This window comes from Roseovarius aquimarinus, from assembly GCF_043661195.1.
GTDB lineage: Bacteria > Pseudomonadota > Alphaproteobacteria > Rhodobacterales > Rhodobacteraceae > Roseovarius > Roseovarius aquimarinus.
Window position 1 is genome coordinate 344,761 of the sequence record NZ_JBIHMM010000001.1, and the last position, 15,393, is coordinate 360,153.

General features: G+C 66.2%; 9 protein-coding genes. 7 read left to right on the forward strand and 2 right to left on the reverse strand.

Annotated elements, in window-relative coordinates; translation table 11 throughout:
• The first annotated feature begins 224 nt into the window (after positions 1-224).
• Positions 225-3,884 (forward strand): vitamin B12-dependent ribonucleotide reductase, encoded by a 3,660-nt coding sequence (locus tag ACGRVM_RS01690; RefSeq protein WP_377169329.1) that lies wholly within the window; start codon positions 225-227, stop codon positions 3,882-3,884.
• Positions 3,885-3,997: 113 nt separating this feature from the next.
• Here the strand turns inward: ACGRVM_RS01690 and ACGRVM_RS01695 are convergent, their stop codons facing one another.
• Positions 3,998-5,704, reverse strand: a complete 1,707-nt coding sequence (locus ACGRVM_RS01695; RefSeq protein WP_377169327.1) for an alkaline phosphatase family protein — start codon at positions 5,702-5,704, stop codon at positions 3,998-4,000.
• Positions 5,705-6,116: 412 nt separating this feature from the next.
• Between ACGRVM_RS01695 and ACGRVM_RS01700 the strand changes: the two genes are divergently transcribed.
• From ACGRVM_RS01700 to ACGRVM_RS01720, 5 genes are all read left to right on the forward strand, one after another.
• The gene (locus ACGRVM_RS01700; protein ID WP_377169325.1) at positions 6,117-7,487 is read left to right on the forward strand and encodes a metal-dependent hydrolase family protein; all 1,371 of its coding nucleotides are present in this window, start codon (positions 6,117-6,119) and stop codon (positions 7,485-7,487) included.
• 38 nt (positions 7,488-7,525) lie between these two features.
• Positions 7,526-8,752 (forward strand): carbohydrate porin, encoded by a 1,227-nt coding sequence (locus ACGRVM_RS01705; protein ID WP_377169323.1) that lies wholly within the window; start codon positions 7,526-7,528, stop codon positions 8,750-8,752.
• An 84-nt stretch (positions 8,753-8,836) separates the two neighbouring features.
• On the forward strand, positions 8,837-9,160 hold the full coding sequence (locus tag ACGRVM_RS01710; protein ID WP_377169321.1) for a potassium channel family protein: 324 nt from the start codon (positions 8,837-8,839) through the stop codon (positions 9,158-9,160).
• A 110-nt stretch (positions 9,161-9,270) separates the two neighbouring features.
• Positions 9,271-10,356, forward strand: a complete 1,086-nt coding sequence (locus tag ACGRVM_RS01715) for an HlyD family secretion protein (protein WP_377170044.1) — start codon at positions 9,271-9,273, stop codon at positions 10,354-10,356.
• 3 nt (positions 10,357-10,359) lie between these two features.
• A complete protein-coding gene (locus tag ACGRVM_RS01720; protein WP_377169319.1) occupies positions 10,360-11,424 on the forward strand; it encodes an FUSC family protein in 1,065 nt (354 codons plus the stop codon).
• A gap of 25 nt (positions 11,425-11,449) precedes the next feature.
• Here ACGRVM_RS01720 and ACGRVM_RS01725 read toward each other — a convergent pair whose 3' ends face one another.
• The gene (locus ACGRVM_RS01725; protein ID WP_377169317.1) at positions 11,450-12,919 is read right to left on the reverse strand and encodes a metal-dependent hydrolase family protein; all 1,470 of its coding nucleotides are present in this window, start codon (positions 12,917-12,919) and stop codon (positions 11,450-11,452) included.
• 171 nt (positions 12,920-13,090) lie between these two features.
• On the opposite strand from ACGRVM_RS01725, the gene ACGRVM_RS01730 reads away from it, so the two are divergent.
• On the forward strand, positions 13,091-15,391 hold the full coding sequence (locus ACGRVM_RS01730; protein WP_377169315.1) for a heavy metal translocating P-type ATPase: 2,301 nt from the start codon (positions 13,091-13,093) through the stop codon (positions 15,389-15,391).
• The last annotated feature ends 2 nt before the right edge of the window (positions 15,392-15,393 follow it).

The following is a 15,393-nucleotide window of genomic DNA, read 5'->3' on the forward strand; positions in this document are numbered from 1 at the left end:
TCAGGTTGTGCTGGTCGCCCGGGGGTCACACAACATATAGTGTGATGGAGGCGGCAGGGGACAGATCCACCACCAGCCCGGATTCGGGACAGCCAAGCGCTCATCGATGGATGCGCGCACGGGGTGCGTCGCGATTTGCCCTCACTTAGCGGCTCGGCGCGGAACGGCGCGCGGAGCATTCAATGTGACAGGAAACGGCAACAGCCGAGGCGAGAGGCAGCGACATGAAAATCGACAGGAAGTTCACGAAGGCCGGACAGGACGCGTATGCGGAGCCGGATTTCACGGTGACCTCTTCGGAGATCCGCAATCCCAATGGCAGCTCGGTTTTCAAGCTGGACAATGTCGAGGTGCCCGCAGGCTGGAGCCAGGTCGCGAGCGACGTGATCGCGCAGAAGTATTTCCGCAAGGCGGGCGTTCCCGTGCGGCTCAAGAAGGTCAAGGAAAAGGGCGTGCCCGAATTCCTCTGGCGCTCGGTCCCCGATGGGGATGACGTCGAGACGACGGGCGAGACCTCGGCCAAGCAGGTCTTCGACCGGCTCGCGGGCGCTTGGACATACTGGGGCTGGAAGGGCGGCTATTTCACCACCGAGGCTGATGCGCGTGCCTATTTCGACGAGATGCGCGTCATGCTCGCCCGCCAGATGGGCGCGCCCAACAGCCCGCAATGGTTCAACACCGGCCTGCACTGGGCCTACGGCATCGACGGTCCGGGGCAGGGGCATTACTATGTCGACTACAAGACCGGCAAGCTGACCAAGTCGACCAGCGCCTACGAGCATCCGCAGCCCCACGCCTGCTTCATCCAGTCCGTCCGCGACGATCTGGTGGGCGATGGCGGCATCATGGACCTCTGGGTCCGCGAGGCGCGTTTGTTCAAATACGGCTCGGGCACCGGCACCAACTTCTCGAGCCTGCGCGCCGCGAACGAGCCGCTCTCGGGCGGCGGCAAGTCCTCGGGCCTGATGGGCTTCCTCAAGATCGGCGACCGCGCGGCGGGCGCGATCAAGTCGGGCGGCACGACGCGCCGCGCGGCCAAGATGGTCATCTGCGACGCCGACCATCCCGATATCGAGGAATTCATCAACTGGAAGGTGCGCGAGGAGCAGAAGGTCGCCAGCATCGTCGCCGGCTCCAAGATGCACGAGGAAAAGCTGAACGAGATCTTCGGTGCGATCCGCGCCTGGGACGGCACCGCCGAGGACGCGGCCGACCCCAAGAAGAACGTGGCGCTCAAGGACGCGATCCGCAGCGCCAAGAAAAGCGCGATCCCCGAAACCTACGTCAAGCGCGTGCTGGATTACGCCAAGCAGGGCTATGACAGCATCGAATTCCCGACCTACGACACCGATTGGGACTCCGAGGCCTATGCGTCCGTCTCGGGCCAGAATTCCAACAACTCGATCCGTGTGACCGATGCCTTCCTTCAGGCCGTCAAGGACGATGCCGACTGGGCGCTCATCAACCGCACCGACGGCAGCGTGGCCAAGACGATCAAGGCGCGCGATCTGTGGGAGGACGTGGGCCACGCCGCATGGGCCTGCGCCGATCCGGGCATCCAGTATCACGACACGGTCAACGCGTGGCACACGTGCCCCGAGGACGGCGAGATCCGCGGCTCGAACCCCTGCTCGGAATACATGTTCCTCGACGATACGGCCTGCAACCTCGCTTCGATGAACCTTCTGAAGTTCTACGAGGACGGTCGCTTCGACGCCGAGGCCTACATGCACGCGTCGCGCCTCTGGACCGTCACGCTCGAGATCAGCGTGATGATGGCGCAGTTCCCCTCGAAGGAGATCGCGCAGCGCAGCTACGACTTCCGCACGCTTGGCCTCGGCTATGCCAACATCGGCGGCCTTCTGATGAACATGGGCTACGGCTACGACTCGGACGAGGGCCGGGCCCTCGGCGGCGCGCTGAGCGCGATCATGACGGGCGTGGCCTACGCCACCTCCGCCGAGATGGCGGGTGAGTTGGGCGCCTTCGCGGGCTACAAGCGCAACGCCAAGCACATGCTGCGCGTGATGCGCAACCACCGCACCGCCGCGCATGGCAAGACGGACGGCTATGAAGGTCTCGCGGTCAAGCCCGTGCCGCTCGACCATGTCAACTGCCCCGACAGCCGCCTTGTCGAGCTGGCCATGTCCACCTGGGACGAGGCTCTGCGCCTCGGCGAGCAGCACGGCTATCGCAACGCGCAATCCACCGTCATCGCGCCCACCGGCACGATCGGCCTCGTCATGGATTGCGACACGACCGGGATCGAGCCCGACTTCGCGCTGGTGAAGTTCAAGAAGCTCGCGGGTGGCGGTTACTTCAAGATCATCAACCAGTCGGTGCCCGCTGCGCTCGAGATGCTGGGCTACGGCTCGGCGCAGATCGAGGAGATCATCAGCTATGCCGTGGGCCACGGCACGATCGGCAATGCGCCCGGCATCAACCACACCTCGCTCGTCGGTCACGGCTTCGGCCCGAACGAGCTGGCCAAGGTGGATGCGGCGCTGGGCTCGGCCTTCGATATCCGCTTCGTCTTCAACCAGTGGACGCTGGGCGCCGAGTTCTGCACCAACGTGCTCGGGATCCCCGAGGCCAAGCTGAACGATCCGGCCTTCGATCTCCTGGCGCATCTGGGCTACAGCAAAAAGGACATCGAGGCGGCGAACGATCATGTCTGCGGCACGATGACCCTCGAGGGTGCGCCGCATCTGAAGGAAGAGCATCTCAGCGTCTTCGATTGCGCCAATCCCTGTGGCAAGAAGGGCAAGCGCTATCTCAGCGTCGAGAGCCACATCACCATGATGGCCGCCGCGCAGTCCTTCATCTCGGGCGCGATCTCCAAGACGATCAACATGGCGAACGACGCCACGATCGAGGATTGCCAGAAGGCCTACGAGCTGTCGTGGTCGCTCGGCGTCAAGGCCAACGCACTCTATCGCGACGGCTCGAAGCTGTCGCAGCCTCTGGCTTCCGCGCTGGTCGAGGATGACGACGAGGCGGCCGAGATCCTCGAGAGCGGCTCGCAGCACGACAAGGCCGTGACCCTCGCCGAGAAGATCGTCGAGAAGATCGTCATCAAGGAAGTGAACAAGTCGCACCGCGAGAAGATGCCCGAGCGCCGCAAGGGCTATACCCAGAAGGCGGTGATCGGTGGTCACAAGGTCTATCTGCGCACCGGCGAATATGCCGATGGCCAGCTGGGCGAGATCTTTATCGACATGCACAAGGAAGGCGCCGGCTTCCGCGCGATGATGAACAACTTCGCCATCGCCGTCTCGGTCGGCCTACAATACGGCGTGCCGCTGGAGGAGTTCGTCGATGCCTTCACCTTCACCAAGTTCGAGCCCTCGGGCATGGTGCAGGGCAATGACAGCATCAAGAACGCGACCTCGATCCTCGACTACATCTTCCGCGAGCTTGCGGTCTCCTATCTCGACCGCACGGACCTCGCGCATGTGAAGCCCTCGGGCCACAGCTTCGACGATCTGGGGCGCGGCGAAGAGGAAGGCGTGAGCAATATCAGCGAGATGAGCGAGGCCGCGGCCTCCAAGTCGCTCGAAGTGCTCAAGCAGATCAGCTCGACCGGCTATCTGCGCAAGCGCCTGCCGCAGGAGCTTTACGTCCTCAACGGCGGCCAGGCCTTCTCCACCAGCGCCGATCCGGTGAGCAGCCTGCAAACGCTGGTCCCCGAAACGGCGGGCGCCTCGATGACGGCCTCGGCCGCCACGATCACCGCGACCTCGGTCTCGATGGACGCGCGCGCCAAGGCCAAGATGCAGGGCTACGAGGGCGAGGCCTGCGGCGATTGCGGCAACTACACGCTGGTGCGCAACGGCACCTGCATGAAGTGCAACACCTGCGGCGCAACGAGCGGATGCAGCTGAACATGCAGGGCAGGGCGCCGGGCGATGGGTCTGGCGACCGCCTCGATGGATAAAAGAAACGGGCGCCCCGAGGGCGCCCGTTTTGCGTTTCAGCCGGCCTTAGTGTGCCGACGTTATTGCCCCAGCACCTCCAGCAGCACCTCTCCCGTGGCGCCCGAGGGCGGGCGGGTGGCGGCCACGATCGAGAGCGTCAGCGCGAGGTCGATCGTGTGCACGCGGCGCGAGACGACTTGCGGCGCGATGCCGTATCCGGCGGCCATGATCGGAACGAAGGTGTTGTAGCGCCAAGGCCCGCTATGGGTGACGGTGACCGAGAGGCCGTCGAGATCGTTGATGTACCACTCGGGATGGAAGACGAGGAAGATGTCGCCCGAGCGGTCCGGGTGGTAGTTGTTCATCACCGCCTGCATCAGCGGATTGTCGGGCACCGAGCCTTCGGCGAGCCGCGCGCTCGGGACTGCGTAGGCGACGCCGTCGAAGCGCACCAGCTCCTCCACGATGGCCGTCTCGAGCGCGACCTTGTCGATATCGGGATTGCCGCGCACCTCCGGCGAGAGGTTCAGATAGGGGCTGTCGAACCCCTCGAGGAGCGGCCCGGTGATGCCGAAGCGCGCCTTGACGCGCTCGATCGCCGGGCCGCTGTCCCAGCGGTCGGGAGAGACATAGCCACCCGGCATGCCGATGGAATGAAGATATCCCGGCGCCTCGGGCGCGCCGTGATCTGCCGAAAGCACGATCAGCGTGTTCTCGAGGCCGACCGTCTCGTCGACATGCGCGAAGAGATCGGCGAGCGTGCGGTCGAGTTGCAGGATGTTGTCCTCCGACTCGAGGCTCGACGGGCCGAAGAAATGCCCGACATAATCGGTGGCCGAGAAACTGACGCTGAGATAATCCGTCACCGCATCCGCGCCGAGCCCTTCGGCGTCGATCAGCGTCTTGGCGAAATCGGCGGTCATGCGGTCGCCGAAGGGGCTGACCGTGAGAAGGGTGGTGAAGAACTTGCTGTCGGCCGCGCCCATCGGATGCGGGAAGGTGCGGCCGAAGCCGCCGATATCGGGCTCCCACATCTGGTCGTCCCGGTCGCCGAAAAGATAGGTTTCGCGCGCACTGAGAAGCTCCCAGGACTGCCCGCCGAAGCTCTGCGGCAGGCCCTTGGCGTTCCATGCATCCACCCAATCGGGGTAGCTCTCGTAATAATAGCGCGAGGTCACGAACCGCCCCGCCGATTTCGAGAACCAGAAGGCCTTGCCCGCATGCCCGGCCATCGTCACCGCCGCGCGGTCCTTGATCGACACGCCGAAGACCTTGGCCCCGCCCGCCGTGTTCAAGACGAGTTCGTCCCCGAAGGTCGAGGTCAGGATCGTGCGGGGCGAGCGCCCGTCGCTCGTCGCGGCGCGCTGTGTCGGATCCAACTCGGCGCTGTCGTCGCCGGAGGCGGGCGCGGCCTCGGCGACGGTGAGGATCGGATACTCGGCATCCTCGATATTGTAGATTTTCTGGCCCGTCTCGCGGTCGAACCAGATATTGCCGATCATCCCATGCGCCGCCGGAACCGCACCCGTGGCGAGGGTCGCATGACCCACGGCGGTCTCGGTATTGGCATGGGTGTGATGGGCGTTGTTGTAATGGATGCCTTGCTCCATCAGATAGCGGAAACCGCCGTCTCCGAACCGCTCGCGATAGCGCATCGGCAGATCGCCGCGCAGCTGATCGACCGTGATCTGCAGGATCAGCCTCGGCTTGTCCTTGGCGGCGGCGGCGCCGGGCAGGAGCGGGCAGGCGAGGACCAGAAGGGCGGCGAGGGGTGTGAGCGATTTCATGAAATGACCTGTCAATCTGAACAATTATAGAGGGCGCAGACGGGAAGAGTGCCCCCAGTCCTGCGGCGCGAATTGTTCAAAAGCTTAACCGTTGACTTGATCCGCGCCAAACGCCTAAACCGGATTGAGGAGATTTTAATGCGCGTTGCCAGTCTGATTTGTCGTAATTTCGCAAGGATCGGGGCCGCTCGGCGGTCTCTTTCGGTGGCGCCATGCAACGTCTCCCGCGCGCCTCAATTCCGCGACATCCCTTGCCGACAAGGGCGGGCGCTTTGAGCGGCATCGCCGTTCCGGGCACCGCGTGTGCCGGCGCGGCGGCCATCGTCCTTTCAAATTCCGATTTCAGCATGTTGCGGCGGAGGCTCGAGCCTGGCCGCGCGGCGTTTCCCATTCATTCAGTCAGGACATTTACATGACGAGCATATCTTCCCCGGACCTTACACGTCGCACGTTTCTCGCCGGGGCGAGTGCGCTCGGCCTTGGCGCGGCGACGCCTTCCGCACTGCGCGCGCAGGTCGCGCCGCGCACGACGATCATCAGGAATGCCGCGATCTTCGACGGCAGATCGAGCGATCTTCTGACCGGATCGGACGTGCTGATCGAGAACGGCATGATCGCGCGGATCGGGCCGGATCTGAAAGCCGAGGGGGCGGAGGAGATCGACGCGACCGGACTCACCATGACGCCGGGGCTGACGGACGCGCATGTGCATATCATGTGGAATGACGAGATCGAGACTTTGATCTACGGCGCGCCGCATGAATACACCGGCGTGATGGCTGCCGAGAGTGCGCATCGCATGCTCTTGCGCGGCTTTACCACGGTGCGCGATGCGGGCGGCCCGTCCTTTGGGCTCAAGATGGCGATCGACAAAGGGACGATCGCGGGCCCTCGCATTCTGCCATCGGGTTTCTTCATCTCGCAGACGGCGGGCCACGGGGATTTCGAGCCGCGGCTCAATTACCTCTCGCCGCATTTCACCGGCCAGCTCGATCCGGCCTATCTGCGTGGCTGGACGATCATCGCGGACGGCAAGGCCGAGGCGATCAAGGCCGCGCGCGAGACGCTGCGCTATGGCGCGAGCCAGATCAAGATCATGGGGTCTGGGTCGATCACCGGCGCGCATGATCCACTCGACGTGACCGAATTCACGATCGAGGAGCTTCAGGCGATCATCGGCGAGAGTGAGAAATGGGGCACGTATTCGTGCATTCACGCCTATTCCAATGCGTCGGTTCAGAACGCGATCAAGGCGGGCGTGCGCTCGGTCGAGCATGGGCTCTTCGCCTCCGAGGAATCCATGCAGATGATGAAGGACAATGACGTGTTCTTCTCGACGCAGTACCTGACCTATGCAGCCAGCCCCGAAGATGCCGGACTGACCGGCGGGGCGGTGCCCAAGTTCCTTCTGGCGCAGGCCGGCGCGCAGGCCGGCTACGAGCAAGCGAAGGCCCTTGGTCTCAAGATCGCCTGGGGCACCGACATTCTCGGCACCATCGACAAGGGACCGTTCCAGTCGCTCGAATTCACCGCGCGGCGGGCCTACTACACGGCGCCCGAAATCATGATGCAGGCGACCTCGGGCAATGCCGAGCTTTTCGAGCGCAGCGGCGCGCGCCACCCCTACCAGGACGGCCCGCTCGGCGTCATCGAACCCGGCGCCTATGCCGACTTGCTGCTGGTCGATGGCAATCCGCTCGACGACATCGCGCTCCTGACGACGCCCGAGACCTCTCTCGCGCTCATCATGAAGGGCGGCGTCATTCACAAGAACACTCTCTAGGCGCCGCGCGCGGGGCCGATATGCACCGAGGATCGCGCATGTCTTCTTATGTCTTCAAGTTCTGCGCCGCCGCGCTTCTGCTTGCCCTGCCGCTCGAGGCGGGCGCGCAATCGGCGAACAGGGCGCTGGCCGGGCCGGACGCCACGCCCAGCCTTCTCGATCAGGACGCGCCCGAGCGCGCGTCGGCGCGCCGCAGCGCGCAGGACTGGAAGGCCGATTTCACCGCGCGGACCGACCTCGATTTCGGGATCGACTACAACTTGCTGGGCTACGCGGCCAATGCGAGTCCCGGCGACGACACCAGTGCCGCCGGGGCGTGGCGGCTCTTCGGCAAGTGGGATCTGCTGGGGCAGGGCGGGCCGCGTCCGGGCGCACTCGTCTTCAAGTTCGAGAACCGTCACAGCCTCGACGATACCAGCCCCGCGAATTTCGGCACCGAGCTCGGCTATGCGGGCCTCGTGAGTTCCGTCTTCAACGATCAGGGCTGGCGCGCGACGCATCTTTACTGGCAGCAAGCCTTCGCGGGCGGGCGCGGCGTGGTCTGGGCCGGGTGGCTCGATACCTCCGATTTCGTCGATGTCTTCGCGCTGGCGAGCCCGTGGTCGGGCTTCTCGAACCTCGCCTTCCAGACCGGATCGGGCACGATCGGCGGTATCCCGGACGGCGCCTTCGGCACGATGGCGGGCGGCTTTCTGAGCGACAACATCTATGTGGCGGGCAGCATCGTCGATGCGAATGCGGACCCGACCGACATTCTCGCCGGGCCGGACAGCCTTTTCAGCGAGGGCGAGACCTTCAAGACCCTCGAGATCGGCTGGACGTCGAGCGCCGAGGCGCTCTTTCTCGACAATGCGCATCTGACCTTCTGGCAGATCGACCGGCGCACCGACGCGAACGCGCCTTCGGGCCACGGCGTCGCCTTTTCCTACACCAAGGCGGTCGCGAACCAGTGGCTCTTCTTCGGGCGCGGCGGCTGGGCCGACGGGGGCGGAAGTCTTTACGAGGCCTCGCTCAGCGGCGGCTTCGGCTATACCGACGATCCCGGCAAGCGGCTGACGGGCCTCGGCCTCAACTGGAGCCGGCCGAACGCGGACACGTTCGGGCCGGGCCTCGGCGATCAGCAGGCGCTCGAGCTTTTCAGCCGCTGGGAGCCGACCGAGGGCTTCGAGGTGACGCCGAGCGTGCAGCTCATCCACCAACCGGCGCTCGACCCGGACGAGGATTTCGTGGGACTTCTGGGCCTGCGCCTGCGTCTTGCCTTCTGACCGGCCACAATTGTCGCGCGGTCGGGGCTTGTTCGCGGCCCCGATGCGCGGGCATATGGGCGCGGCGACAAGGGGACGAAGCTGATGAGATTTCTGCTCGAGCATCTTCTGGGGGGCATTACCGAAGCCTTCAAGGACGCGCGCGTGCGTGGTCTTCTGGCGCTGACCTTCTCGCTTATCCTGATCGCCTCCTGTTTCTACTGGTATGTCGAAGGCTGGAGCCTGCTCGACGCGGTCTATTTTTCGGTCATCACCATCGCCACGGTGGGCTACGGGGATTTCTCGCCGCAGACCGTGGCGGGCAAGGTCTTCACGATGTTCTACGTGCTCTGCGGGTTGGGGATCTTCGTCGCCGCCGCGAGCGCGATCGCCGAGAGCATCCTGAAGGACCGCAAGGACCGGCACTGAGCGCGGGACGAAACGCCGCCCCGGCGACGTTAGCATTTGCGCCCGCGCTCCGCTGGGGTAGGGTGCGCGGGCCGACTGGCCGAGCGTGGAAAGGACGAGACTTGAGCGACATGACGACCCCGGCCAAAGGCCCGAGCAGCGCGCGGATCATTGCCCTCGGCGTGATACTTCTCCTTCTTCTGATCGCCGCGCTCTACGCGCTGATGGATCGCAGCGTGCCCAGCAGCGCGCGCGGGATCGTGTCGGCCTATGTCGTGCAGATCGCGCCGCGCGTCTCGGGCACGGTGACCGAGGTGCATGTCTCGGACGACGCCATCGTCGAGGCGGGCGATCCGCTCTTCTCGCTCGATCCGCGCCCGTTCGAGCTGGCCGTCGCGCAGGCCGAGGCGAACCTCGCCAGCGCGCTTCAGAATGTCGATGCGTCGAGCGCGTCAATCGTGGCGGCCCAGGCGGCGGTGACCCAGGCGCGCACCGCATTGGACAACACCCGCACCGAGGCCGAGCGCACCTTCAAGCTGGAAGAGCGCGGCATCGTCGCCGCCGCGCGCGGCGATCAGGCGCGCACCGCCGTGGCCGAGGCCGAAGCCGCACTCGACGGCGCCGAGGCGAATTTGCGCAGCGCGCAGGTGCAGCTCGGCCCCGAGGGCGAGGACAACCCCGCCTTTCAGGCCGCCGCCGCGCAGCTCGAACAGGCGCAATACGATCTGGCCTCAACGACGGTGCGCGCCCAGCATCTGGGCGCCGTCACGAACCTCACGCTCTCCGAAGGGCAGTTCATCGGCGCGGGCAGCCCCGCGCTCACCTTCGTCGATGCCGAGGCGGGCTGGATCACCGTCGATCTGCGTGAGAACCAGTTGCAGAAGGTCGAGCCGGGCGATCCCGCGCATGTGCTGTTCGACGCGCTGCCGGGCCGCATCTTCGAGGGCCGTGTCCAGAGCGTCGCATGGGGCATCGCGCCAGGGCGGAACGTGCAGGGCGGTCTCATCGTGAACCAGACCTCCAAGACATGGTTCGAGCCCGCACGCAGCATTCCCGTTCGGATCGAGCTCGAGGGCGGCATGGAGGACTGGCCCTATGCCGCGCGCGTGGGCGGCAAGGCGCATGTCGTGGTCTTCGCCAATGGCGGGGGCGGGCCGCTCGGCCTCATCGCCAAGGGGTTGCAGCGTCTGCGCTCCTGGACCAGCTTCCTGCACTGAGCCATGTATGTCCCGCCCCGCCCGAGCCCGGAGGACGATCCGCATTACGCCATCCGGCTGGGGCTGACCGGCGCTCTCTCGGTCGCGGCGATCCCGCTGATGGAGCCGAACATGCCCACGATCATGGCCGCGCTTCCCGCGGGCCTCATCGCGGCGCAGCGCAAGGCGTTCAATCCGGTTCTGGTGATCGCGGCGGTGGTGGCGGTCTGCATCCTCGCGACGCTCATGGCCTGGGTGGTCAACCTGCTGCAACCGCTGCCGGTGATCTATGCGGGCGCGATGTGGCTCGTCTATTTCCTCGGCTTCGGGATGATCCTGCGCACCGGCGCGGCGCCCGGCATGCTCCTCGTCATAATGGCGGTGCTCTTCTCGGTCGTGGGGATGAACGGCAGCGCCGCGGTCGCGATGATGCGGGCCGAGTTCTTCTCGGCCTCGCTCGTGGGGCTGGTGGTGATCCCGCTTGCCTATGCTCTGGTGCCCGCGCGCACGCGGCAGATACATGTGGCCGAGCCGGTGCCGCCCGGCGGGGATGCCGTGGTCGGGGCCGCGATCCGCGCGAGCGTGCTCATGGCGCTGACCTTCTGGCTCTATGCCGTGATGCCGCCCTCGGACATCATGCTGGCGATCATGGCGGCGATGGTGCTCGTCTTTCCGACGCGGCAGGCGGTTTTCTTCGAGGCGGGCCAGCGCATGCGCGCGACGCTCTACGGGAGCGCGCTGGCGGTGGCGGTGGTCGCGGTCTATCCGCTCTCGCCCAAATTGCCGATCCTTCTGGGCCTTGTCTTTCTCGCCGGGCTTTGGGTGGGCACCAAGGTGCTCTACGATCCGCGCCCGCACATGGCCTATCAGAACGCCTATCCCGCCGCGATGGCGCTGATCGCGGGTGCGCTCAGCACGCAGGATCTGGGGCAGGCGGTGCTGAGCCGGGTTCTGCTCACTCTCGTCGGCGCCTTCACCGCCGCCTATGCCGTCGCGCTGCTCGACAGCGTGACGGGCTGGCGCGAACGGGCGGGGCGAGGAATGCAAGACGGCGCCGCAGGGGATCCCGCGGCGCCGCCCGAAGCCTGATCGCGGGGCCGGCCCCGCCGACGCGTCAGTTCAGCTTGTTCTTCACGATCTCGCCGTCTTTCATCACGAGCGGGATATGATCGCCGTTGCTGCCCAGAAGGTTGATGTCCTCCAGCGGGTTGCCGTCCACGAGGATCAGGTCCGCATAGGCGCCTTCCTCCACCACGCCGAGCGGGCCTTCCTGGTAAGGGTTGCGCAGGCCGCTGAGCGCGAGGATCTCGGCATTGGTCGAGGTGATCATGCGCAGCATCTCGATATTGCTGAACCAGGGCGAGAAACGGCCCAGGAAATCGCCTTGCGTTCCGTTCATGTCGGGCGCGAAGACGAGATCGGTGCCGAAACCCATCTTGACGTCGTATTGCTTGACCAGCTCGGCTGTCTGCTCCCAGCCTTCGACGACCTGAACGTATTTGTTCCACTGGATCGGGTCCGCGATGGCCTTGAGGCTCTCGTCCGCCTGGAAGGGCTGGGTGATGAGATAGACGCCGCGCTCGGCCATCTCGCGGGCGGTCTCCTCGTCCATGAGCTGGCCGTGCTCGATGGTCTTCAGACCATTGCGGATCCCGCGCAGCACGCCCTTGGGCGTATAGACATGCGCGGTGACGTAGGTGCCCCAGTCGGAAGCCGCATCCACCGCCGCCTTGATTTCGTCCTCGGTGAATTCGGTCACGTCGAGCGGATCGTAGAAGGAATAGACCCCGCCGCCGATGGCGATCTTGATCTGCGTCGCGCCCTGCTTGAGGTTCTGGCGCGCGGCGGCGAGCACCTCGTCGCGCCCGTTGACCACCCGGTCGAGCTTCATGACGCCTTCGCCCACGGGAACCGTCCCGCTGAAGACGCGCGGCTCCTCGAAGGGAAGGGTGCGGTCGGCATGGCCCGAGGTCTGGGTGATGAGCGTGCCCGAGAGATACATGCGCGGGCCGGGGATCATTCCCTCGTCCACGGCCTTCTTGATCCCGAAGCCCGGACCGGCCGTGTCGCGGATCGAGGTGAAGCCGCGTTGCAGAAGGTTGTTCGCCTCGATCACCATCGTGGCATGGGTGTAATCGGGTTGCTCGAGCCGCCATGCGTCGCCCTTGCTCGCCGCGAGCATGAGATGATAATGCGCGTCGATCAGGCCGGGCATAAGGGTGCGCCCCTCGCCGTCGATCACCTCGACCTCGACCTCGCGGGTCTCGGTCTTGCCGGCCTCGTCCGTCACGATCACCTCGTAGCCGCCCGCCGCCGAGCCGGGCAGGGCTTCGACGCGCTCGATGCGCCCGGTCGAGACTTCGAGCTCGTAAGTGCCCGAAGTCGGGATATCCTGGCCGATCTGCTGGATCATGTTGCGCACGACCAGCACGTCATGCCCCTCGAGCAGCGCCTCGTTCTTGCCGTCGAAGACATTGACGTTCTTGAAGAGCGTCACGGAGGCGGGGACCTCCTGCGCGGCGGCAGGCAGGGCGAGAAGCGTCGACACGGCAATGGCGGCGACCAGTTTTCCAGCGTGGAACATGCGAAAAATCCTAGATTCAAAGGCAAATATCTGCGTCGAGAAGCCCCGCGATAGTCCTGCAAGGCTGGGGTCCTGTCAATCTATCAATGGTCGCACCCATGCCGAGAGGCCCCTTGACCTTCCAGCAGGTGGAAGGCTTATCTGCGGGCCATGGACATGCAGGAGGCCCCAATGCGTGATGAACGGATCTTGCGGCTCGCGGTCAGCCGGATGACCTGCGGCGGCTGCGCGGCACGGGTCGAGCGCGCGTTGCAAGGCGTGCAGGGCGTGACGGACGTCTCGGTCAACCTCGCCGCCGAGACGGCGCAGATCCGCATCGACGCGCCAGCGCGCGCCGCCGATGTGATGGCCGCGCTCGAGGCGGCTGGCTATCCGGCGGCGCCGGTCGAGGAGACACCGCCTCAGGAGACCGCCGCGCGCAAGGAGGACGAGGCGCGCGGCATGGCCCGCAAGGCCGCGCTCGCCGCAATTTTGGCACTGCCGGTCTTCCTGCTCGAGATGGGCGGGCATGTCTTGCCGGGATTTCATGCTTGGATCGGCCACGGCATAGGGCAGGGTACGAGCTGGCTCATCCAGTTCGTGCTGACCACCGCCGTGCTCGCCGGGCCGGGGCGCGGCTTCTACACCGCCGGTGTGCCCGCGCTTTTGAAGGGGGCGCCCGACATGAACAGTCTCGTCGCGCTCGGCACGGCGGCGGCCTATCTCTATTCCTGCGCCGCGCTTTTCGCGCCCGCGCTGCTTCCCGAAGCCGCGCGCGCGGTCTATTTCGAGGCGGCGGCGGTCATCGTGGTGCTGATCCTGCTCGGCCGCTGGATGGAGGCGCGGGCCAAGGGACGGACCGGCGCCGCGATCCGCCGTCTTCTGGGCCTGCAGTCGCGCACGGCGCGGGTGCTCGTCGCGGGCGAGGCAAAGGACATGCCCATCGAAGAGATCCGCCCGGGCGCGGTCCTTCTGGTGCGCCCCGGCGAGCGCATCGCGGTCGATGGCGAGATCACCGAGGGCCGTGCGCGCATCGACGAGAGCATGATTACCGGCGAGCCTCTGCCCGTCCTCAAGGCCGAGGGCGATCCGGTGACCGGCGGCACCGTCAACGGCGCGGGCAGCTTCCAATTCCGCGCGACCCGCGTGGGCGCGGACACGGTGCTGGCTCAGATCATCCGCATGGTCGAGGAGGCCCAGGGCGCCAAGCTGCCGGTTCAGGGAATGGTCGATCGGATCACGCTCTGGTTCGTGCCGGCGGTAATGGCGCTGGCTGCGCTGACGGTGTTTTCGTGGCTTCTTCTCGGTCCGGCGCCCGTGCTGCCGCATGCGCTCGTCGCGGGCGTGTCGGTGCTCATCATCGCCTGCCCCTGCGCGATGGGCCTCGCAACACCGACCTCGATCATGGTCGGGACGGGGCGCGCGGCGGAGATGGGCGTTCTCTTCCGCAAGGGCGACGCGCTCCAGCAATCCGCGCGGCTGAGTGTTGTCGCCCTCGACAAGACCGGCACGGTGACCGAGGGCCGCCCGGAGCTGACCGACATGGTGATGGCCGAAGGGTTCGAGCGGGCCGATATCCTCGCCCTCGTCGCCGCGGCCGAAGCGCGTTCCGAGCATCCCGTCGCCGAGGCGATCACGCGTGCGGCGCGGGCCGAAGGGGTGGCGGCGGCGGAGGTCGAAGGGTTCGAGACCATCACGGGGCAGGGCGTCCGCGCCAGGGTCGCGGGGCGCGATGTGCTGATCGGAACGGACCGGCTGATGGCGCGCGAGGGCACCGAGACGGGCGCCTTGTCAAAGACGGCCAAGCGGCTTGCCGGCCAGGGCCGCACCGCCTTTTTCGTCGCTGTGAACGGGCGCATCGCGGCGCTCCTCGCCGTTGCCGACCCGGTGAAGCCGACGAGCGCCGCCGCCATCCGTGCGCTCAAGGACCTGGGCCTTGAGGTCGCCATGATCACCGGCGACGCGCGCGAGACGGCGGAGGCCATCGCGCGCGAGACCGGCATCGATCACGTCGTCGCGGGCGTTCTGCCGGGCGGCAAGGTCGAGGCGCTGGAAAAGCTGCGCGGCAGGGGCCTCGTCGCCTTCGTCGGCGACGGGATCAACGATGCGCCCGCGCTCGCCCATGCCGATGTCGGCATCGCCATCGGCACGGGCACGGATGTCGCGATCGAGTCTGCCGACGTGGTGCTGATGTCGGGCGATCTGCGCGGCGTGGTCAACGCGGTCGATCTTTCGCGCCGCACGATGCGCAACATCCGGCAGAACCTTTTCTGGGCCTTCGGTTACAATGTCGCGCTGATCCCGGTCGCGGCGGGGGCGCTCTATTTCGCCTTCGGCCTCATGCTTTCGCCGATGCTGGCGGCGGGCGCGATGGCGCTTAGCTCGGTCTTCGTGCTGGGCAACGCGCTGCGTCTGAACGGCCTGCGCCCGGCGATGGACGAGCGCGCGGCACCGCGCGCGCCCGCCGCGCCACTTGTGCAGCCGGCGGAATGAGG

What these genes read in the sequence shown, in the direction of transcription:
- ACGRVM_RS01715 (WP_377170044.1), top strand. Translation starts at nt 9,271, where the DNA reads ATGACGACCCCGGCCAAAGGCCCGAGCAGCGCGCGGATCATTGCCCTC.
- ACGRVM_RS01690 (WP_377169329.1), top strand. Translation starts at nt 225, where the DNA reads ATGAAAATCGACAGGAAGTTCACGAAGGCCGGACAGGACGCGTATGCG.
- ACGRVM_RS01725 (WP_377169317.1), bottom strand. Translation starts at nt 12,919, where the DNA reads ATGTTCCACGCTGGAAAACTGGTCGCCGCCATTGCCGTGTCGACGCTT.
- ACGRVM_RS01710 (WP_377169321.1), top strand. Translation starts at nt 8,837, where the DNA reads ATGAGATTTCTGCTCGAGCATCTTCTGGGGGGCATTACCGAAGCCTTC.
- ACGRVM_RS01695 (WP_377169327.1), bottom strand. Translation starts at nt 5,704, where the DNA reads ATGAAATCGCTCACACCCCTCGCCGCCCTTCTGGTCCTCGCCTGCCCG.
- ACGRVM_RS01720 (WP_377169319.1), top strand. Translation starts at nt 10,360, where the DNA reads ATGTATGTCCCGCCCCGCCCGAGCCCGGAGGACGATCCGCATTACGCC.
- ACGRVM_RS01705 (WP_377169323.1), top strand. Translation starts at nt 7,526, where the DNA reads ATGTCTTCTTATGTCTTCAAGTTCTGCGCCGCCGCGCTTCTGCTTGCC.
- ACGRVM_RS01730 (WP_377169315.1), top strand. Translation starts at nt 13,091, where the DNA reads ATGCGTGATGAACGGATCTTGCGGCTCGCGGTCAGCCGGATGACCTGC.
- ACGRVM_RS01700 (WP_377169325.1), top strand. Translation starts at nt 6,117, where the DNA reads ATGACGAGCATATCTTCCCCGGACCTTACACGTCGCACGTTTCTCGCC.